General features: G+C 70.2%; 17 protein-coding genes. 6 read left to right on the top strand and 11 right to left on the bottom strand.

Going from position 1 to position 20,410, the window contains the following annotated elements:
* Positions 1 to 25 precede the first annotated feature (25 nt).
* The 4 genes from V1351_RS04440 to V1351_RS04425 all read right to left on the bottom strand — a co-directional run bounded on the left by V1351_RS04440 (position 26) and on the right by V1351_RS04425 (position 3,150).
* Entirely contained in the window at positions 26 to 1,006 is a 981-nt protein-coding gene (locus tag V1351_RS04440) for a hypothetical protein (protein ID WP_338751093.1), read from the bottom strand.
* On the bottom strand, positions 1,003 to 1,644 hold the full coding sequence (locus V1351_RS04435) for a hypothetical protein (protein WP_338751091.1): 642 nt from the start codon (positions 1,642 to 1,644) through the stop codon (positions 1,003 to 1,005). The genes V1351_RS04440 and V1351_RS04435 overlap by 4 nt, the downstream gene beginning before the upstream one ends.
* A gap of 100 nt (positions 1,645 to 1,744) precedes the next feature.
* Positions 1,745 to 2,044 carry a thiamine-binding protein gene (locus V1351_RS04430; RefSeq protein ID WP_338751089.1) on the bottom strand — a complete coding sequence of 100 codons (300 nt, stop codon included), beginning with the start codon at positions 2,042 to 2,044 and terminating at the stop codon, positions 1,745 to 1,747.
* Positions 2,045 to 2,067: 23 nt separating this feature from the next.
* Complete coding sequence (locus V1351_RS04425; protein WP_338751087.1) at positions 2,068 to 3,150, bottom strand: serine/threonine-protein kinase; 1,083 nt, start codon at positions 3,148 to 3,150, stop codon at positions 2,068 to 2,070.
* 110 nt (positions 3,151 to 3,260) lie between these two features.
* On the opposite strand from V1351_RS04425, the gene V1351_RS04420 reads away from it, so the two are divergent.
* Positions 3,261 to 3,794 (top strand): hypothetical protein, encoded by a 534-nt coding sequence (locus V1351_RS04420; RefSeq protein WP_338751085.1) that lies wholly within the window; start codon positions 3,261 to 3,263, stop codon positions 3,792 to 3,794.
* Here the strand turns inward: V1351_RS04420 and V1351_RS04415 are convergent.
* From V1351_RS04415 to V1351_RS04405, 3 genes are all read right to left on the bottom strand, one after another.
* A complete protein-coding gene (locus tag V1351_RS04415; RefSeq protein ID WP_338751083.1) occupies positions 3,760 to 5,277 on the bottom strand; it encodes a dynamin family protein in 1,518 nt (505 codons plus the stop codon). The two genes, V1351_RS04420 and V1351_RS04415, sit on opposite strands and share 35 nt — an antisense overlap.
* Positions 5,274 to 7,106 carry a dynamin family protein gene (locus tag V1351_RS04410; protein ID WP_338751081.1) on the bottom strand — a complete coding sequence of 611 codons (1,833 nt, stop codon included), beginning with the start codon at positions 7,104 to 7,106 and terminating at the stop codon, positions 5,274 to 5,276. The genes V1351_RS04415 and V1351_RS04410 overlap by 4 nt, the downstream gene beginning before the upstream one ends.
* Before the next feature lie 163 nt (positions 7,107 to 7,269).
* Positions 7,270 to 8,703 carry an IniB N-terminal domain-containing protein gene (locus tag V1351_RS04405; RefSeq protein WP_338751079.1) on the bottom strand — a complete coding sequence of 478 codons (1,434 nt, stop codon included), beginning with the start codon at positions 8,701 to 8,703 and terminating at the stop codon, positions 7,270 to 7,272.
* Between the two features lie 410 nt (positions 8,704 to 9,113).
* Here V1351_RS04405 and V1351_RS04400 point away from each other — a divergent pair, with 410 nt between their 5' ends.
* On the top strand, positions 9,114 to 10,976 hold the full coding sequence (locus V1351_RS04400) for a hypothetical protein (protein WP_338751077.1): 1,863 nt from the start codon (positions 9,114 to 9,116) through the stop codon (positions 10,974 to 10,976).
* A complete protein-coding gene (locus V1351_RS04395; protein ID WP_338751075.1) occupies positions 10,973 to 13,405 on the top strand; it encodes a helix-turn-helix transcriptional regulator in 2,433 nt (810 codons plus the stop codon). Before V1351_RS04400 ends, V1351_RS04395 begins: the two co-directional genes overlap by 4 nt.
* Before the next feature lie 3 nt (positions 13,406 to 13,408).
* Here V1351_RS04395 and meaB read toward each other — a convergent pair whose 3' ends face one another.
* Together meaB and V1351_RS04385 are read right to left on the bottom strand one after the other, a co-directional pair.
* A complete protein-coding gene (gene meaB, locus V1351_RS04390) occupies positions 13,409 to 14,368 on the bottom strand; it encodes a methylmalonyl Co-A mutase-associated GTPase MeaB (RefSeq protein WP_422389020.1) in 960 nt (319 codons plus the stop codon).
* A 5-nt stretch (positions 14,369 to 14,373) separates the two neighbouring features.
* Entirely contained in the window at positions 14,374 to 15,573 is a 1,200-nt protein-coding gene (locus tag V1351_RS04385; RefSeq protein WP_338751071.1) for an acetyl-CoA C-acetyltransferase, read from the bottom strand.
* A gap of 165 nt (positions 15,574 to 15,738) precedes the next feature.
* Between V1351_RS04385 and mce the strand changes: the two genes are divergently transcribed.
* Positions 15,739 to 16,170: a methylmalonyl-CoA epimerase gene (gene mce / locus V1351_RS04380; protein WP_338751069.1), complete on the top strand. Its 432-nt coding sequence runs from the start codon at positions 15,739 to 15,741 to the stop codon at positions 16,168 to 16,170.
* A 251-nt stretch (positions 16,171 to 16,421) separates the two neighbouring features.
* Positions 16,422 to 17,762: a crotonyl-CoA carboxylase/reductase gene (gene ccrA / locus V1351_RS04375; RefSeq protein WP_338752459.1), complete on the top strand. Its 1,341-nt coding sequence runs from the start codon at positions 16,422 to 16,424 to the stop codon at positions 17,760 to 17,762.
* A gap of 196 nt (positions 17,763 to 17,958) precedes the next feature.
* Here ccrA and V1351_RS04370 read toward each other — a convergent pair whose 3' ends face one another.
* A complete protein-coding gene (locus V1351_RS04370) occupies positions 17,959 to 18,246 on the bottom strand; it encodes a hypothetical protein (protein WP_338751067.1) in 288 nt (95 codons plus the stop codon).
* Between the two features lie 117 nt (positions 18,247 to 18,363).
* Positions 18,364 to 19,572, bottom strand: a complete 1,209-nt coding sequence (locus tag V1351_RS04365; RefSeq protein WP_338751065.1) for a 3-hydroxyacyl-CoA dehydrogenase NAD-binding domain-containing protein — start codon at positions 19,570 to 19,572, stop codon at positions 18,364 to 18,366.
* Between the two features lie 142 nt (positions 19,573 to 19,714).
* On the opposite strand from V1351_RS04365, the gene nucS reads away from it, so the two are divergent.
* Positions 19,715 to 20,410 (top strand): endonuclease NucS, encoded by a 696-nt coding sequence (nucS, locus tag V1351_RS04360; protein WP_338751063.1) that lies wholly within the window; start codon positions 19,715 to 19,717, stop codon positions 20,408 to 20,410.

Below are 20,410 nucleotides of genomic sequence, written 5' to 3'. Positions count from 1 at the left end.
GTGCGAAGGACAAACCGGGGCCGGTCTACTCGCCCGTGGCCGACTCCAGCACGTCGCTGACGCCGACGACGGTGGCGTCCCCCGTCGCCGGAGTGACCATCGCGAGGGTCTCGGCGTGCTCGATGGACAGCTTCTTCTTGACCTTGTCGGTGTCGAGGACGCGACGGATCGCGGGGTCCTCGATCTTGAGCACCTTGAGCTTGTCGCTCGCGGTGATCGTGTCGGTGCGCGTCATCGGGACGAAGGTCAGGCGCCCACCGGCGGCGAGCTCGAAGCTGGCTGAGGCCGCGTCGACCGTCGACTGCTTCTGGCGGTAGCTGCCCAGGTCGCCGAGGTCCTTGTCCTTGTCCTTGGCGTTCTTCTGCAGTGCGGTGGAGAACGCGTCGTCGAAGGAGACGCCCTCCGGAGCCTTCTTCGGCGGCTGGTAGGTGACGCCCTCGGACCAGGACCGGACCGCTGTGGTCACGTCCGTGCCGGGATCCTTGGCGATGGTCACCGAGGAGCCCTCGTCGACGGGTGCCAGTGCCGGGACGCTCGCCCCGGCCGCCATCGGCACGTCCGCGAAGAGCCGGTACGGCTGGTCGGCCGCCGCGGCGACGAGGACGTGGAGGAACTGGGTGCCCTCGTCCTGCGAGGTCGCGAGTACGGCGCGGGGCCAGTCGGTCCCGCGGCTGACACCGAGCACCTGGAGGTCCTCGGCGCCACCACCGGCGTGGTTCTGCTCGTCCTTGCTCTCGGCCGCGGCGCCGGCCGCGCGCAGGGCCGGCCCGGAGAAGACCGCCGCGCGCTCCTCCGGCGACGCCTTGCCACCGTCCTCTCGCACGGTCGCGGCCTCCTCGAGCACGCTGGCGGCCACATCGGTCGCCCTCTCCGGGGTGATCGAGGCGCCGTCGGAGCTCTCGGTCGGGGCGGCGTGCATGCCGACGACTGCGGGACCGGCGCCGCATCCGGCCAGGGCGAGCGGCAGGGACACGGCGAGGGCGACGAAGGGGGTGCGTCGGCTCATGCTCCGACCTCCTCGCGGGTGCGGGCGGCCGGTCGGTCACGACGGGCGCGCAGCCGGCGGGGGCCGAGGACCAGGGCGATGCCCAGGAGCAGCAGGACGAGCCCGACGACGAGAACGACGATCGCGATCGTGCTCCACCGGTCGTCGCTGACCCGGTACTCGACCTGCTGGACCTCCTCGCCCTCGGGGGCGGTGATGACGAGCGTCTGCGGGGCGTCGTCCTGCTCGATCGTCGTGGTGACCGTCCCCTCCTCGTTCGTGGAGGACTGCCAGATGTCGAGGCCGCGCACGTCCATCGCATCCCCCTCACCGACGTCGGTGGAGGTCAGGGCCCACTCGGAGACGTCGACGCCGGTGGCCACGGTCCGGGGGCCGTCACCCAGGAGGGCCTCGACGTCGGACGGGCGCGCGGTCCCGGCCCAGACGTCGCCCGTGCCGGTCGCGGTGACCTCGATCGGGGAGTCGAGCCGGTTGAGGACGTCGGGAGCGAGGACGACGACGCGTTGGTCCGGCTGACCGGTGAAGGTCGCGGTACCGGAGGTCCCCAGGGCGCTGAGGAACCAACCGCCGACGAGGACGCCGACGAGGCCGATCAGGGCCACGATCGTCCCGGCGATGCGCAGGATGAGCGCACTCATGTCGCTGCTTTCGTGTGGAGGGTCAGGAGTGCCCGCCACGCGCGGCGGACGATCCACGATGACAAAGTTCCATCGAGGTCACAAATTGGTCACGACGCGGTCACTCCCGCAGGAGGCCCTCGACCCGGTCGACCTTCGCGGTGAGCTGGCCGGTGCGTCCGGCCCGGATGTCAGCCTTCATCACCAGTGAGACGCGGTCCCCGTAGGGCCCCATGGCGTCGACGCACTGCTTGATCACGGGCATGACCTCGTCCCACTCCCCCTCGATGGTGGTGAACATCGAGCCGAGGTCGTGGGGCAGGCCACTGCCGCGCACCACCTGCAGGGCGGCCGCGACCGCCGGGGCGTACGAATCGTCGTCGCCGGGGCCGGCGGGGGCGATGGAGAAGGCGAGCAACATGGGTCCTCCTGGTGTCGTGGTCGTCAGTCGCTGGACGGTGTCGGGGCCTGCTCCTGCTGCGTCGGCGCTGCGCCCGAGGGATCCCCGACCACACCGCCCCGGGTGGCGAGAACGATCGCCCCGATGATCACCGCCACCGCGATGATGCCGAGCAGCAACCACAGCAGGCGGGCGCGGCCCCCCTTCGCCCTCCCGGCGGCCGGTGCTGCGCCGGACGCGGCGGGACGGTGAGCGGTGGTCGAGCCCGTGGGTGGCGCACCAGCGCTCGTCCGCGCGGTTGCGGGCACGTCGGTTCCACCAGCAGCGATGGTCTCCAGGCGACGCCGGGCCTGCCGCATCGTCGGGCGACGAGCGGGGTCGCGGGCGAGCATGTCGGCGAGGACGGGCTCGAGTGGGCCGGCGCGCTCGGGGCGCCCCGGCGCACGGGAGGCGACGCCCTCCAGGGTGGCGAGCGCGGTGGCCTGGTTCTCGTGGGCGTCCTGACCCTCCACCGCGAAGTAGATCGTCGCACCCAGCGCCCACACGTCGGCGGCCTCGCCGTGGGGCCTGCCGACCGCGACCTCGGGGGCCATGTAGTTCGGGGTGCCGGTGACCTGGCCGCTCCCGGTCGTCTGCTCATCGGTGCCGGCACGGGCGATGCCGAAATCGCCGAGCTTGGGCAGACCACCGCCGATGAGGACGTTGGCGGGCTTGATGTCCCGGTGCACGATCCCCGCCCGGTGAGCGGAGTCGAGAGCCCCGGCGAGCTGCGCGCCCAGGTCCGCCGCCCCCTTCGCCGTCATCGGACCACGCTGCCGGATGGCCGTGGCGAGCGTCGGCCCGGCGACGTACTCCATCACCAGCCACGGACTCCCCTCGTGCTCGACGACGTCGTAGACGGCGACGACATTGGGATGGTTGAGCGCTGCCGCGGCACGGGCCTCACGCATCGCGCGGTGGGTCTCGCCCGCGCTCTCCCCGGGGAAGTCCCCGATCTGCTTGGCGGCGACCGCGCGGCCGAGCACGGCGTCCCGCGCGAGCCACACGACTCCCATGCCGCCGCGTCCGATCGGTCGCACGGTCTCGTAGCGACCACCGATCACGGCGGGCGGGGTGTGGTCAGTCATGGCAGTTCCAGCGTAGATGGCCCTCGAGGTGCCCGGTCACGAGGACCGGTGGCGCCATTTGGCCGGCCAGCGCCCTTCCACGATGGGCTCGGGGCGCATAACCTGCTGACATGACCAGGGGGAGCGGGACGGATGACGACTTCGAGGACCGACCACAGCGACCGCCGACGCGGATCCGGGACTCCTCACCCATCGATGCCCAGCGGCGACCGCCCGGCCTGACTCGCGCCCTTTCCGTGTGGAAGGCCGGCTACCTCAGTGGCGTCCTCGCCCTGGTGACGGCGGCCCTGTGGCGCGACGAGCGCCACGATGAGCTCGCCGCAGTCCTGGGCCCCGACGTCGGCGAGGCCGACGGGGAACAGGCGGTCCGGCTCCTGATCATCGCCACCTTCGCGGTGCTCGTCGTGCTGCTCACGCTCACGATCCTCCTGGCGATACGACTCGCCCACGGTGGGCTGCCCACCCGCATCTCGTTGACCGTGCTGGCACTCCTCCAGGTCATCGTCACACCCATCGCGGTGCCGATCCTGACCGCCTGGCAGTGGGAGGGCTGGGTCACCACGGGCCTGCTCGTCCTGCAGGCCGTGCTCGGCGCCGTCGGCGCCGTCCTCATGTGGCTGCCGGGGTCCCACTGGAAGGACTGAGGACGGGTAGGCAGTCCAGGAGTTCCTCGCACACGCGGGCCAGCACCCTGGCCGCGCGCCGGGTGGACTGGGTGGCCAGGCAGTCGCCCGCGAGCGCCCGCCACTCGGCCAAGGACTCGCGGGCAGCCCGCGCGACGTCGTCGGCGCTCGCCGTCTCCCGCAGGCCCAGCCGCCGCCAGGGCTGCACGCCCTGGTCGCCGAGCAACCGGAGCGCGGCCGCAGCACGACGTTGGTCCAGCCCCGGCACCGCAGCCTGACGCACGTCCGCGAGCAGACGCATCTCCTGGGGTGCGTACTCCCCCACCCTGATCGCCTCGCACTGGGTGAGCAGTGATTCCGCCTCCGGCACGGGGTGCACACGCAGCAGATGCTCCAGTGCCGAGACGGCGCCCAGGCTGGTCAGTGCTGCGGCACGCGGCGCGAACTGGGTGGAGATGACGCGCTCCACCATCCCCAACCCACTGCGCCGGGCGAGCTCGTCGGCCAGCTCGCCCGGCCGGCTGATGCCCTGGCGGACGAGCACCGTGCCCAGTCGGACCCCGAAGAGCCCGAGCCGAGCGACGAGCGCGGTGCGGGACTGCAGCGTGCCACCGACCGCGTCCGCGTCCTGGAACCGCCCCACGGAGACGAGCACCGCCTCCCGGTCCGCACGCTCCATCCGCGCGAGCGCGGCGAGGATCTCGAAGTCGTCCTGCCGCAGAGTGCGTCCACCCTGCGCAAGAAGCCCCGCCACGGGCAGGACGTCCGAGCACAGGGCCCGCATCCGGGGATCCTCGGCGTGCCTCGTCGCGACGTCCTTGGCGGAGATGAGGCTGTCGAGGCGCCCACCTCCGATCTCATCCGCACGCGAGAGCACTCCGACGGTGGTCGCAACGGCGTGGGCGGCGTCGGTGACGGCGCCGCCACGCAACTCCTGCAGCATGGTGAGGTCATCTGCGTGGCGGCTCTTGAAGAGGTAGATGACGGCGTCCACGGGGCGCCCCGTCGCCTCCGCGGAGAGCAGGTCCGTGGTGTGCCGGGAGGCCTCGGCGGTCAGCGAGCCGATCCCCGGGGTGTCGACGAGCGTGACCTGCTCCAGCATCGGTGACGGCCACTCGACCTCGATGCGGGCGACCTCCTGGGGAGTCAGCCCCAGGAGCGTGTGCTGCAGACGGCCGTGACGTCGGGTGAGCGGTAGGTCCAGGCACTCCCCGTCGGCCCGGACCAGACGGGATCGCGGTGCCGGGCCGTGGCGATACCACGTCGTGACCATGGTGCACTCACCTGCGTCGGTGGGTGCGACCTCTTCGCCGATCAGGGCGTTGATCAGGGTGGACTTGCCGGCCTTGACCTTTCCTGCGAGAGCGATCCGCAGGGGTTCGTCCAACCGCGTCAGGTGAGCTCGCAGGACCTGCTGGTCCGCTTCGCACCCCTCGTAGGCCGCGATCGCCTCCACCAGCAGCCGTCGTGCCCGGTCCTGCGAGCCCTGGGCGCCCCACGTCATGATGCGACCGCCCGCTGCGCCTCCGGCCGGGCGGTGCCGAGCGCCTCCTCGAGCTCGACGACCCTGCTCCGGTGCTTCTTCAGGAACCGGATGCGTTCGGCCCGCTCCGCATCCGAGGCCTTGGCCGCCGCGTTGGCCTGCCGCAGCGCGTCGACGGACGAGCGCTGCAGGTCCCCGGCCACCTCGGTGAAGTGGTCACGCAGCGTGCGGTGCACCAGCCGCAGCCGGTCCTTCAGCTGTTTGGTCACCTGGAAGGTCACGTCGTCGATGTAGCGGCGCACGGCCATCTTCGCGTCGTTCTGCCGACGCTTGAGCCGGTTGGTCCGATCGTCGGAGTAGGCCTTGGTACCGAGCAGGAGGCCCGCGCTGATGGAGATCGGGTTGACCAGCGCGAAGCCCGCGAGCCCGGTGAGCAGCCCGAACATCAGCACTCCTCCGTAGGAACCCCTCATCCCGATGAGGACCTTCTGCCCGACGTTGAGCACCCCCGGGTCGATCTCGACGAGGGGCCTGGCCCGATCGGTGAGTCCCGACGTGCTCCCGACCGCCATGCGCGGCACGGACGACGCCGCGTCGTCGGCGAAGTGCTGCGCCACCTGAGTGGTGATCCACTGGGTGTTGTCCTCGGTCCACCGGAAGGTCTCGGCGAGGGCGTCGCCCACCTGCTCATCCAGCCACTGCGAGAAGGCCTCCCAGTCCTTGCCCGGGTCTCCGCTGTCGATGCTGTCCTCGGCGTCATGGACGACCCCCCGCAGACGGTCCTTCAGGTCGTGCTCCAGGTCGGACATGAGATCGGCCATCCCGTCCCCGAGAGTGACCTGCCAGCGGGAGCCACGATTGCGCAGGGAGTCCGCCTGCGCCTTGGCGCGTTCCAGGTCGGCGATGCGGGCGGGCAGCTCCTCCGGGTTCTGCAGGGCGTCCAGCTCGGACTCCACCGCGAGCCTCAGGTGCCGACTGACCAGCCGCACATCCTGGGTCAGTGTCTGTCGGGCAAGGTCCCTCGTACGGGCGAGGATGCCCTGCCGCAGCAGCCTCACCAGCTCGGGGAAACCGGACTCCTGGTTCAGCGCGACGTCCTGTGAGCGCGTGGCCGCGTCCCGCAGGACGGAGGAGACGGGTACCACGGTGGCGGCTATGCCGGCGTCCCGCAGATGGCCGCGGTTGATGTCCGCCAGTCGCTGCCACTCGGGGGCGATGTCGGTCTTCGTCATCACGCAGGTGACGTGTGGGCAGGCGTCGACGACGTCGCGCAGGAACCGCAGTTCTGCCGCCGACAGCTCGGCGGAGGCGTCGGAGACGAAGAGCACCGCGTCGGCCGAGGGCAGCGCGCCGACGGTGGCCGCAGCATGGCTGGTGCGCAGACCGCCGACGCCCGGGGTGTCGACGAGGGTCAGTCCCCCGGTCAGGATCTCGCGCGGCAGCCCCGCCTCTGCGTGGAGGAGTCGTTGACGTCGCTCGGTGCGGGTGGCCAGTCGGATCTCCTCGTCGAACCGCTCCAGCGGGACCTCGCGACGGGTCGGCCGCAGCGGGACGTCACCCTCGTCATCGAGCTGCTCGTCGGCCTCGACGAGAGTTGCCGTCGGTGACTGTGACCAGGACACCACGGTGGGAACAGCAGTCGCGACATCGTCACCCACCTGGCACACCGGGGCATTGACCAAGGCATTGACCAGAGCGCTTTTGCCCTGCTTGAACTCGCCCACGACGAGGACCCGTGTGGTCGGGTCGTCGAATCGCTCGCGTGCACCGACCAGCCTGCGTTGCAGGTCCTCCCGATCAACCGCGGCGACCAGCTCGCTCGCCCGCTCGATCATCGATCCAGGTTCCATCCGCCCTCCCCCAGCGCATCCATCCCCATGACGTGTTCGCCGGCGTCGGCACCGACTGACTCCACTGTCCCACACCTGCGGAGCTCCCGAAATGGCCCGGACCGACCCGACCAGATGGTCGGATCGGTCCGGGCTGTCCGCTCGTCGGGGACGAGCAGTCGGGTCAGCCGACGTCGACGACGTCGTTGTCGTTGTCGCTGAAGTTGTCGCTGAAGTTGTCGCTGAAGTTGTCGTTCAACGATTCGTTCACCGAGTTGTCCGAGTTGTCCGAGTTGTCCTCGTTGTCGCTGAAGTTGTCGCTGAAGTTGTCGTTCAACGAGTCGTTCACCGAGTTGTCCGAGTTGTCCGAGTTGTCCTCGTTGTCGCTGAAGTTGTCGCTGAAGTTGTCGCTGAAGTTGTCGTTCAGCGAGTCGTTGACGGAGTTGTCCGAGTTGTCGTCGGTGTTACCGCTGTTGTCGATGTCCAGGCCGTCGTTGTCGCCACCGTCGTTGTCGATGCCGTCATCGTCCGACACGGAGTTGTCGGAGCTGTCGTTGTACGAGTCGTTGGTGGAGTTGTCGTCGCTGTTACCGCTGTTGTCGATGTCCAGGCCGTCGTTGTCACCACCGTCGTTGTCGATGCCGTCGTTGTCGTTGTACGAGTCGTTGGTGGAGTTGTCGGAGTTGTCCGAGTTGTCCGAGTTGTCGGAGTTGTCGGAGTTGTCCGAGTTGTCGTTGAACGAGTCATTGACGTTGATCGAGTTGTCCGAGTTGTCCGAGTTGTCCGAGTTGTCCGAGTTGTCGGAGTTGTCGGAGTTGTCCGAGTTGTCGGAGTTGTCGTTGTACGAGTCCGAGTTGTACGAGTCGTTGACCGAGTTGTCCGAGTTGTCGGACATGTCGTTGTACGACCCGTTGATGGAGTTGTCCGAGTTGTCGTTGTTCGAGTCGTTGACCGAGTTGTCGATCATGGCGTCGTCGCCGGCCGCGACGGAACCGTCACCGGAGGCGATGATCGCGTCGTTGTCGAACACCTGGCTGACGTCGCCGTTGGCCCAGATGTTCTGGTTCACGGACTGGTCGAGGGTGGTGTCGCGGTCGTCGACGGTGCTGGTGTAGCTGTAGTTGTTGACCACGTGGTGCAGCTGCTGCACGGCGTGACCGTGGTCGTCCATGTCATGGCCGCCGCCGCCGTGGTGACCGCCACCGCCGTGACCGCCGCCGCCGTGGTGACCGCCACCATCGTGACCGCCGCCGCCGTGACCGCCGCCGCCGTGACCGCCACCATCGTGACCGCCACCGCCGTGACCGCCACCGCCGTGCCAGCCCCCACCGTCGTTGTCCGAGTTGGCCTGGGTCCAGGAGTCACCGCCCGGGGCGCTGACGTGCGCACCGGTGTCGAACTGACGGTCGAAGCTGGAGGCGTTGGTGGTGGTGGTCGTGTTCACCGGTGCGTAGTCGATGACGACGGGCATGACCGCGTCGACGTCATCGCACGAGAGGTCACCGAGGCCGGCGCTCTCGAGAGCGGCCTGCGGGTCGTCGTTGAAGTCTGCTGCGGCCTGCGGGTCGCGGAGCAGGTTGAGAATGAAGTCGAGCAGATCGCTGGTCGAGACGGCCATGACGGGTTCCTTCCCCCTGAGTTGATTCCGTGCTCGGCGCCCTGGTGACGCCACTGATCAACCTAGGGAGACGGTGGTGTCGGGGAGACCCGGTCCGGACCCCCTTCGGGTCCGGCGGCGAAGGGGGATCTCCGCGACGGGGCCTTAGGGGGTTGGGTACTTTCAGTAGGGGATCATTAGGTAGTCATTAGGTAGTCAGGGAAAAGCAAGGATTACTCTCCGGTAACACCGGAATCGTGCCTATGCTGTGGATACGTGCCAGTCGTGGGGGGCCCCGATCTGGCACACCGGTTGAACGAGGGGGAAATGTGTTGTCGGGGGATCAGGTCGTCGTGACCATCGGTGCGGCGGAGGTGGGCGTCATTCACATGACGCACTCCTCCGACGGAACCACACAACCAGCCAGCCACATGCTCCGCAGACCGCTGGCGGTCGTTGACGAATCCGGCACCCCGGTCACGGTCAGCGCCCCGGGAGGGCACGGCCCGCTGGTCGACGGCCTCCTCGCTCGGGTGGGTGACCCCGTCCCGATCCGGGTGGGATCTCGGTCCTGGCCGGCCGAGGCTCTCGTGGCCGCCGTCATCGCCGATGCGGCCGCAGCCGTGGCCGATACTCCTGCTGAGCACCTCGTCCTGGTCGTCCCGGACGAGTGGCGTGCTCACCGCCGAGCCGCGCTCCGCGACGCGCTCGTCGAGCTCACCGACCAGTCGGTGACCATGGTCGATGCCGGTCTCGGACTCATCGATCCGGGCACCCGCGAGGAGCTGACCGGATCCGTCCTCGTGCTCACAGCCGGGGACGAGTCCTTCCGGGCCGACGTCTTCACCCACGGGGAGGACGGCTGGCAGGTGGATCGCACGAGCTGCTCCGACTGGGGCGGCAACGACATCGATGACGCGTTGGCTGAGTTCATCGACCATCGATCACCGTCGACGCCGGCGCCGGCGCAGGAGACGCTCGACGCCGTCGCCGTCCGCGCCGCGTGCACAAGCGCACGCGCGGATCTCGCCCGACGGACCGCGACGGAGGTGGAGCTGCCCGGCAGGGATCCCGTCCGGCTCGTCCGCGCAGATCTCGAGCTGCTGGCGGGCGGTACCGTCACCGACGTCGTCGACCAGCTGGTGGACGACGTCATCGACCCGGTCGGGGCCCGTCCTTCCACGGTGCTTGTCACAGGCTCCCTCACCTCCCTGCCGATGGTCGTCGAGGCCGTGTCCGGCGCCTTGGGCATGTCCGTCGCGCACGTCACCGACAGTGAAGCCCTCCGGCGGTACGCCGAGGCAGGTGCAGCCGTGATGGAGTCGGGCCTCGCCGCCGAGCCCGTGGACGCCGATCCCGTGGCCGCGGACGAGGACGACGCCCAGGAGACACAGTTGCTACCGATCGCACCCCTGCCATCGGTCGGTCATCGGGGACACCGCCGACGCACTGCCGTCCTGGTCGCGGCCTCGCTCGCTCTCGCCGCCCCCGTGGCAGCGGTCGCGATGTCGATGACCGATGCCGGAGAGGCCACCCTGCTCTCCCTCGTCGACGGCGTCGTGCCGCAGGACTCGTCCTCGTCCGACTCCACCTCCGATGATGTGCTGGACAGCTTGGCCGACGCTGCCATTCTCCCCGCCCTGCCGTGGGGTGACTCGGACGAGGCAGATGCTGACGCCGGCAGCTCTGCTGCGACCAATGGCGCCGGCGAGAGCGCCGATCGCCGCGACGACAGCACCGGCGACGACACGACCGGCCCTTCGCCGACCTCCACCCACGGCCCGAAGGACAAGAAGGGGTCCGACAAGGGCACGGACCCCGATGACCGCGACGAGTCCGAGAACGGGAAGAAGAAGAAGGGCGGCGACGAGAAGAAGAAGGACAAGGACACGGCCACCAAGAGCACGGCTGCCGGCGACACCGGGTCCGACAAGGCCTCTCCGCGCTCGTCGAGCAAGGGCACGACGTCGAACACGTCCTCGAAGCCCTCGAGTTCGTCCACCGGGCGGACGCCCACGTCATCCCACGCCCCGAGTTCCACGTCCGGCAAGCCGGCCGGCGGCACGTCGTCACCATCCACGAGCGCGCCCGGGCCCACGCCCTCCTCCCCACGGCCGAGCACCACCCCCGCTCCGACGCCGACCCCGACCCCGACGCCGACCCCGGCCCCGGAGCCGAGCACCAGCACCACACCGAGCAGCGAACCGAGCGTCACGAGCTCCGCATCCACCACCACGCCGGCACCACCAGCCACGTCCGAGCAGACGACCTCGGCGGCGCCCGGACAGTCATGACCCGCGCCAACGCCGGCGACTGGCTCCCGCCCTCGGTCATCGACGACATCGACACCGTGCTCGACGACCCCGCCCCGCACGCCGTCGTGCTGGGCCGGACCGGCGACGGGCAGCCTGTGGTCGCCCGGATGCTGGCAGCGCGCATGACCGACGCCGCCGAGACACAGGACGTCCTCGTGCTCGAGGGTGAGGATCTCGCCGGGGAGGACGTGCACGAGCGGGTGCGCCACCTCGCCGGCCGCGGCGCTCGCCTGGTCCTGGTGCCGTGGACCGCAGCCGCGCCGGTGGTCCCGCACGACCTCCTCGCCTCGTGCTCGACCCTGCGGTTGCGTCCGTGGTCGGAGCAGGACGTGGCCGAGTACCTCGAGCACTGCCACGACGTCGCACCCACGGGCGAGCTGGTCCGGACACTGGCCGAGGCGACCGGCGGGCACCCGGCATTCATCCGGCACTTCACATCCTTGCGACGCTCCCCCGCCGAGCCCCCATCGGTGCTCGATCCCGGGCTGTGGGAACACGCGCTCGACCGCCAGATGGCGACCCTGGGTCCCACGGCACGCACGCTCGTGGACGAGCTCGCGATCGGCTTCATGGTGCACAGGGCGCCCTTGGCGCCCTCCCTCGCCGAGACCGACCGCCGCGACCGGGTCGTTGAGGAACTCGACCAGCACGCCCTCCTCGGGCCGGACGGCGAGCTGCTCCCGCTGGTGCGGCACACGGTGCGTCGCGGCATGCCGGTCCACCGGATCATGCGCATCGGGCACGCCGTCGTCGAGGGCATCAGCGACCCCACCCCGCACGCCGCCGTCATCGAGGAGCTGTTCGCAGGTGGGGCACGCTGCGAGCGCCTGGCCGACATCACCGGCGATCTCGGGGACAGTGCGCTGCACTCCGCACCGGAGAATGCCCTCGCGTGGTACGACCGCTCGGAGGCATCCGGGGCCTCCCTCTCGGACCTTGCGCCGCGTCGGGCCGAAGCCCTGCTTCGCATCGGGGACGTGGCCGCTGCAGCCCACATCTGCGACCTCGTGCTCGCCTCCGGCCACGACGTCGACCTCGACCGCGTCGTCTCCACGGCGATCGTGGCGCACGTCGAGCGTGGGCTGGTATCCCAGGCGCGTGCGTTGGCGCTGTGGGCGAGTGGTGCCCTCGGCACCGTCCCCGCCGTCGATCTTCTCGCCACCCGGGAGGCCGCGGGGGATCCATCGCAGGATGATGAGTCGACGGACACGGTTGCGGCGACCGCCCCCACCGCGGGGGCACCGACGTTGGGCAGGGTGGCCGCCGAGACCGCCCGGCACGGGCTGCAGACGTCCCTGACCGGGGCCACCGCAGAGGCCGTCGGCCAGCTGGTCAAAGCCGCCCACCTGCTGCCCCCGGCACCCTCCGCGCTGAGTCCCTACCCGGTCTCCCTCCTCGCCGGGTGGGCTGCCCTGCACGTGGGCGACTCCACGACCGCCCGGGCCGTGGCCGAGCGCGCGCGGCCATCGCTGCGTCCGCACATCATCCAGCGTGAGCTGCTGCTGGGATGGGCCTCGCTGTGGCAGGGGGACCTGTCGGGCGCGCGGAGCCACGCCGACCGGGCGGCCGCCGGTCTGCACGACAGCCAGCTGCGCAATCGCCTCGTCCTCGCCGGACTCAGGTCGGGTATCGCCCGGCGCACCACCGACGAGGCCGCGGCCGTGCAGGCGTGGACGGACGCGACCCAGTGCCTCGACCGGGTCGAACCCGACCTCTTCTCGCTCCTCGCGCTCGGCGAGCTGAACATCGCTGCCGTCCGCTTGCGCCAGACGGAGGCGCTGACGGCCGACCTCGACCGAGCGCACCAGCTCCTGGAGAACCTCGGTTCACCGCCGCTGTGGAGCACGCCGCTGAACTGGTCCAGCGTGCAGGCCGCCATCCTGGCCAACCAGCCCTCTGCCATCGCGCCTCACGCCACCGCACTGCTCCACGCAGCGGAGCACCACCCCTTCGCCGCCCGTCTGGCCCGTGCCGGGAAGGCATGGATGCACGTGCTGGCCCGTGACTTCGACGCAGCCGAGGTCCGCGCAGCCGTCACCGGGCTGGCCCAGGTCGGCCAGGCCTGGGACGGCGCCCGGCTGGCGGCCCACGCCGCCGCCCGGTGCGACGATCCACGGCAGACGGCCTCCCTTCGCGAGCTGGCCCGGTCCCTGCGCGACCCGGACGAGGACCGCAGTGAGCCCCCCGCCGGTGAATCCGTGCCCGGCTCGATCCTGCTCTCGGAGCGGGAGGTGGAGGTCGTCCGGCTCGTGCTCGACGGCAAGACCTACCGCGAAGTGGGCGAGGAGCTCTACCTCTCCCCGCGCACGGTCGAGCACCACATGGCCCGGATCCGGCAGCGCAGCGGGGCGCAGACGCGCCGCGAGCTGCTAGAGCGCCTCCAACGGACCCTGCACCTGGTGTCCTGACGGTCAGCCGGCGACGGACTCGAGCAGGACGTCAGCCGCGGCGAAGGGGTCCCTGCCGCCGTCGACGACATCGGCGGCGAGTTGATCGAGCGTTCCGCCCGCCCCGAGGTCCCCCATCCGCGAGCGCAGCTCGGCGACGGCGAGAGCGGAGACCTCGTCGCGGGCACGCGCAGTGCGGCGACGGCGCAGCTCACCGCTGGACGCCAGCCAGTCGAGATGGTCACCGACGGACACGGCGATGTCGCCGATACCGGTGCCGTCGACCGCGGACGCGCGCACGACCGGGCGGCGCCAACCGCCGGGTGCGCTCCCCTCCCCCATCCTGATCATGTGCCGCAGGTCACGGACGGTCGAGTCGGCCCCCTCGCGGTCGGCCTTGTTGACGACGAAGACGTCCCCGATCTCGAGGATGCCGGCCTTGGCGGCCTGGATCCCGTCGCCCATCCCGGGAGCGAGCAGGACGAGCGTCGTGTCGGCGGAGCCGGCGACCGCGACCTCGGACTGGCCGACGCCGACCGTCTCGACGATGACGACGTCGAAGCCGGCCGCGTCGAGGACGCGAATCGCCTGCGGTGTGGCGAGCGAGATGCCACCGAGGTGCCCGCGCGCGGCGAGCGAGCGGATGTAGACGCCCGGGTCGGTGGCCGCCTCGCTCATCCTGATGCGGTCACCGAGGAGTGCCCCGCCGGAGAAGGGGGACGACGGGTCCACCGCGAGCACGGCAACGCTCTTGCCGGCCGCTCGGAAGACCCCGACCAGGGCATTGGTCGTCGTCGACTTGCCGACACCCGGCGAGCCGGTCAGACCGATCACGTGTGCCCCACCCGTGTGCGGCGCGAGAGCAGCCATCGCCTCCCGCAGCGCTGGGTGCTGGTCGTCGACCAGCGAGATCAGCCGCCCGATGGCACGCGGCGTCCCCGCCCTGGTCTGCTCGACCAGGGCGGGGACGTCGACGCTACGGATCACACTCAGGCGTTCGGCACGCGCACGATCAGGGCGTCGCCCTGACCGCCACCGCCGCAGAGGGAGGCCGCACCCGTGCCGCCACCGCGACGCTTGAGCTCATGCGCCAGCGCGAGCGTGATGCGCGCGCCGGACATGCCCAGCGGGTGGCCCATCGCGATGGCTCCGCCGTTGGGGTTGACCTTCTCCGGGTCCAGGCCCAGCTGCTTGGTCGAGGAGAGGCCGACGGCGGCGAAGGCCTCGTTGATCTCGACGACGTCGAGGTCACCCACCGAGATGCCGTCCTTCTTCAGCGCGGCCTCGATCGCGTTGGCCGGCTGGGCCTGCAGCGTGGAGTCCGGGCCGGCGACGACGCCGTGGGCGCCGATCTCGGCGAGGTAGTCCAGACCGAGCTCCTGCGCCTTGGCCTTGCTCATGACGACGACCGCCGCGGCGCCGTCGGAGATCTGCGAGGCGGAGCCGGCGGTGATGGTGCCGTCCTTGGCGAACGCCGGACGCAACTTGCCCAGGGACTCGGCGGTGGTGTCGGCGCGCACGCCCTCGTCGGTGTCGAAGACGACAGGGTCACCCTTGCGCTGCGGAACCTCGACGGCGACGACCTCGTCGGCGAACTTGCCCTCGGACCACGCCTTGGCGGCCTTCTGGTGGCTCGCGGCGGCGAAGGCGTCCTGCTCCTCGCGGGAGAACTCGGAGTTCTCGGCGTTCCTGGCCTCGGTCAGCGAGCCCATCGCCTGGTCGGTGATGATGTCGTGCAGGCCGTCGTAGGCCATCGAGTCCTTGAGCTTGGTGTCGCCGTACTTGATGCCCTCACGGCTCTTGGGCAGCAGGTGCGGGGCGTTGGTCATCGACTCCTGGCCACCGGCGACGACGACGTCGAACTCGCCGGCGCGGACCAGCTGGGCGGCCAGCGCGATCGCGTCCATGCCGGAGAGGCAGACCTTGTTGACGGTCAGCGCGGGCACGTTCTTCGGGATGCCACCCTTGATCGCGGCCTGACGCGCGGGGATCTGGCCCTCGCCGGCGGTCAGCACCTGGCCCATGATCACGTAGTCGACCTGCTCGCCCGAGATGCCGGCCTTCTCCAGGGCCCCCTTGATGGCGAAGCCACCGAGGTCGGAGCCGGAGAACCCCTTGAGGGAGCCGCTCATGCGGCCCATCGGGGTGCGGGCCCCGGCGACGATGACGGACACGGGACGCTCGGACATGTGGATGCCTCCAACTTCGTGGGGTGCGCGGCACCGGAGCGACACCGCGGGTACTGCCCCCAAGTCTATCGACGCCGTCGAAGGGAGGGCAGGGCCGGTGACGGTGGTGGGCCTCACAGGCCGATGGTCTCCCCCTTCGGCAGTCGCGTCCTTAGGCTGCGCAGTATGACTGATCTCTTCACCGCCATCGACCACGTCGGTGTCGCCGTTCCCGACCTCGACGACGCGATCGCCTTCTACCGGGACTCCCTGGGCATGGACCTCGCGCACGAGGAGACCAACGAGGAGCAGGGTGTGCGTGAGGCCATGATGCGCGTCGGAGACTCCGGGTCATGCATCCAGCTGCTCGCGCCGCTGTCCCCCGAGTCGACGATCGCGAAGTTCCTCGACCGCAACGGTCAGGGCATGCAGCAGCTCGCCTACCGCGTCGAGGACATCGACGCCGTCTGCGCGACCCTGCGCGAGCGTGGCCTGCGGCTGCTCTACGACACCCCCAAGCGTGGGACGAGCAATTCCCGGGTGAACTTCATCCACCCCAAGGACGCCCGCGGCATCCTCGTGGAGCTCGTGGAGCCCGCACAACCCGCAGGAGCCTAGGCACATGCGGGTCTGACCGGATCTGCCCGGCACATTCGGCACCTGCCCGGGCACGTTCGCGGTCGAGACCCCCACTGGCCTTTCCCCCCTTCGCCCCGGGGTGTGGGGCGGCCCCACGATCCGGCGTGTGAAGTCAGTCATGACACCACCCCAACGGCGCCATGACCCCCATACGTTGCACGCAGCAACTGTCGCCCAGGCGGCAACCGACCGACCGACCCCACGAGGCCGAGGAGCCCACCCACATGGCAATCGACCAGATCCGCGACGCGATCCTCTCCGGTGACCGGAGCGAGGAGACCTACGCCAACCTCCCCCTCCCGCAGACCTACCGCGCCGCGACCGTCCACAAGGCCGACGTCGACATGTTCGAGGGGCTGGCCAGCCGCGACAAGGACCCGCGCACGTCCCTGCACATCGACGACGTCGAGATCCCCGAGCTCGCCCCGGACGAGGCGCTCGTGGCCGTCATGGCCAGTGCGATCAACTTCAACACCGTGTGGACCTCGATCTTCGAGCCGGTGTCGACCTTCTCCTTCCTCGAGCGCTACGGGAAGTTGAACAAGTACTCCAAGCGCCACGACCTGCCGTACCACATCGTCGGCTCCGACCTGTCCGGCGTCGTGCTGCGCACCGGTGGGCACGTGTCCAAGTGGAAGCCCGGCCAGGAGGTCGTCGCGCACTGCCTGTCCGTCGAGCTCGAGGACGCCGACGGCCACGACGACACGATGATGGACCCGCAGCAGCGCATCTGGGGCTTCGAGACCAACTTCGGTGGCCTCGCCGAGCTGGCCATCGTCAAGGCCAACCAGCTGATGCCCAAGGCCGACCACCTCACCTGGGAGGAGTCCGCATCTCCCGGTCTGGTCAACTCCACGGCCTACCGCCAGCTGATCTCCAAGAACGGCGCCTCGCTCAAGCTCGGTGACCGCGTGCTCATCTGGGGCGCCTCCGGTGGCCTGGGTTCCTACGCCGTCCAGATGGCGCTGGCCGCCGGCGCCGAGCCGGTCTGCGTCGTCTCCTCGCCGGAGAAGGCCGAGATCTGCCGCGCCATGGGTGCCGAGCTGATCATCGACCGCAGGGCGGAGGGCTACCAGTTCTGGAACGAGGACGGCACCAAGCAGAACCCCAAGGAGTGGAAGCGCCTGGGCAAGAGGATCCGCGAGCTCACCGGCGGCCACGACGTGGACATCGTCTTCGAGCACCCGGGCCGGGAGACCTTCGGTGCCTCGGTCTACGTCGCGCGCAAGGGCGGCAAGATCGTCACCTGCGCGTCGACCTCGGGCTACATGCACGAGTACGACAACCGCTACCTGTGGATGAACCTCAAGAGCATCATCTCCAGCCACTTCGCCAACTACCGCGAGTCCTGGGAGGCCAACGAGCTCATCAGCCGCGGCCTGATCCACCCGACGCTGAGCCGCACCTACTCCCTCGACGAGGTCGGCCAGGCGACGCTCGACGTGCACCACAACAAGCACCAGGGCAAGGTCGGCGTGCTCACGCTGGCCCCCGAGGCGGGTCTGGGTGTCTCCAACCCGGACAAGCGCGCGCAGTTCGAGAAGCAGATCAACCGCTTCCAGGACGCCTGAGACCCACCGCAGGAGGGGGCCGCGCCGGATTGCCGGTGCGGCCCCCTTCGCCGTGGACGGACGCCCTACCCACGCACGAGTACGACGACACGGTCGTGCACAGCGGGAGCCAGGTTCCCCATGATCTCGGGGTTCGCGCGTCGGCCCACCCGCACAGGTCGTCGTTCTCGCGGGGTCACCTCGGGCGCCGGGCGGGTCAGCGGCCGAAGCGACCGTGGTCGCGGGCCTTCCAGCACGTGCCGTGCCAGTGGCGGCGGTCGTCGACACCACCGAGGCCGTCGTCGGGCCAGACGACGACGTGCGGGGTGCCGGGAGCGATCTCGTGGGTGCAGCCCGGGCAGGTGTAGCTGCGGGTCGAGCTGTGGCCGCTCAGCTGGCGCACCACCCACGCGCGACCCATCCAGGACTGGACGGTCTGCGATCCCATGGCGCCCATCCGCAGTGGACGGTGCTCGTCACGGCGACGGCGGTTGGAGCGGGGCATGCGCTCATCGTCCCCCGTGCTGGTACGAGCACAAAAGGGACTCCCGGGCACCAGCCCCACAGTGTGTGGGCGGTTGTGTGCTCCGGGAGTCCCTTTCGTGCACAGGGTGACGCGGGCTCAGTACGCGCGGAATCCCTCGCCGGTCTTGCGACCGAGCTTGCCGGCGTCGACGACCTCGCGCAGGAGCGGCGCCGGGGCGAGCGACTCGTGCTCGAACTCCGCGAGCAGCTCCTCCTCGATCGCCAGCGCGACGTCGGTGCCGACGACGTCCAGCAGCGCGAAGGGCCCCATCGGGTAGCCGTAGCCCTCGGTGATCGCGGCGTCGATCTCGTCGAGGGAGGCCCCGGCCTCGTGCGCCCTGATGGCGTCGTTGAGGTAGGGGAAGAGCAGCGCGTTGACGATGAAGCCGGCGCGGTCGGAGCAGCGGACCGGGACCTTGCGGATGCGCTTGCACAGCTCGACGACCGTGTCGAGGACGTCCTGGCCGGTGTGCTCGTGGTCGATGACCTCCACGAGCTTCATGACCGGGGCGGGGTTGAAGAAGTGCATGCCGACGACATCCTGCGGCCGCGCCGTCCGTGCGGCCAGGTCGGCGATGCACAGCGAGGAGGTCGTGGTGGCGAGCACGGCACCGCCCTTGCAGATGCGGTCCAGGTCGGCGAAGAGCTGGTTCTTGATGCCGACCTCCTCGGCGACCGCCTCGACGACGAGATCGACGTCGGCGAGGGACTCCCGCTCGAGGGATCCGGTCAGGCGGCCCAGGACGGCATCGGCGTCGGCCTTCTCCATGCGGCCCTTGTCGACCTTGCGGGCGAGGTTCTTGGCGATCTTCGCGGCGACCGCGTCGACCTTCTCCTGGCTGCGGGCGACGTAGGTGACCGGGAACCCGCTGGTCGCGAAGACCTCGACCATGCCGGTGGCCATGGTGCCGGAACCGACCACACCGACCGTGCGGACCTCGCGGGTCGCGCCCCCTGATCCCTGGGCTGGGGACAGGTCGTCGGCGGCGACCTCGTCACCCGCGTAGGTGTAGAAGCCCGTGCCGGCCGCCTTGCCGGTGCGGCCCTCCGCGATGAGCCGCTCGAACGCCGGGTTCGGCTGGTGCCGCGGGTCGCCGGTCTCGGCGAAACGTGCGGCGAGGGCGTCCCGGACGGTCTCGAGACCGAGCTCGTCGATGACGGTCAGGGGACCCTTCGGCAGTCCGCAGCCGAAGCGCATACCGTTGTCCAGGTCCTCACGGGAGGCGTACTCCTCCTCGAACATCGACACGGCGTGGTTCAGGTACGGCAGGACGAGGGAGTCGGCGAGAGAGCGGGATTCAGACATGTCTGGGAGTGTTCCAGCCCGACTCACCCCCGGGTAGTGCCCGGCCGCGTGACAGTGGGCACAGGTGATCCAGGACACCGGGCCGGGTCCCGGCCGGTGGACCCGCTTGGGCGCCGCTCCCCGGGGTCGTAGGGTCGGCCCCGTGCGAGTGGTGATTGCGACCTGCAGCGTCGACTACGAGGGCCGGCTGAACGCCCACCTGCCCCTGGCGACCCGTCTGCTCATCGTCAAGGCGGACGGGTCGGTGCTCATCCACAGTGACGGCGGCTCCTACAAGCCGCTGAACTGGATGGCTCCGCCGTGCGCCATGGCCGAGGTGGAGCCCGACGAGACCGAGTCAGCCGAGGGCGTCGTCGCCGTGTGGAACGTCCAGCACGCCAAGACCGAGGACCACCTGCGGGTGCGCCTGCACGAGATCCACCACGACTCGTCCCACGAGCTGGGTGTGGACCCCGGCCTGGTCAAGGACGGCGTCGAGGCCCACCTGCAGAAGCTGCTGGCCGAGCACATCGGCACGCTCGGCGCGGGCTACACGCTCGTGCGTCGTGAGTACATGACGGCCATCGGCCCCGTGGACATCCTGGCCAAGGACGCGAAGGGGGTCTGCGTCGCCGTGGAGATCAAGCGGCGCGGCGAGATCGACGGTGTCGAGCAGCTGACCCGCTACCTCGAGCTGATGAACCGCGACCCGGCGCTGCGCCCGGTCACCGGCGTCTTCGCCGCGCAGGTGATCAAGCCCCAGGCACGCACGCTCGCCGAGGACCGTGGCATCCGCTGCGTGACCCTCGACTACGACGAGCTCAAGGGGATCGACACGAGCATGCACCGCCTCTTCTGA

The sequence above is a fragment of the Janibacter sp. A1S7 genome (genome assembly GCF_037198315.1).
Taxonomy (GTDB): domain Bacteria; phylum Actinomycetota; class Actinomycetes; order Actinomycetales; family Dermatophilaceae; genus Janibacter; species Janibacter alittae.
The sequence above is the reverse complement of the archived record's forward strand: the minus strand, read 5'-3'. Positions and strand labels throughout refer to the sequence as shown.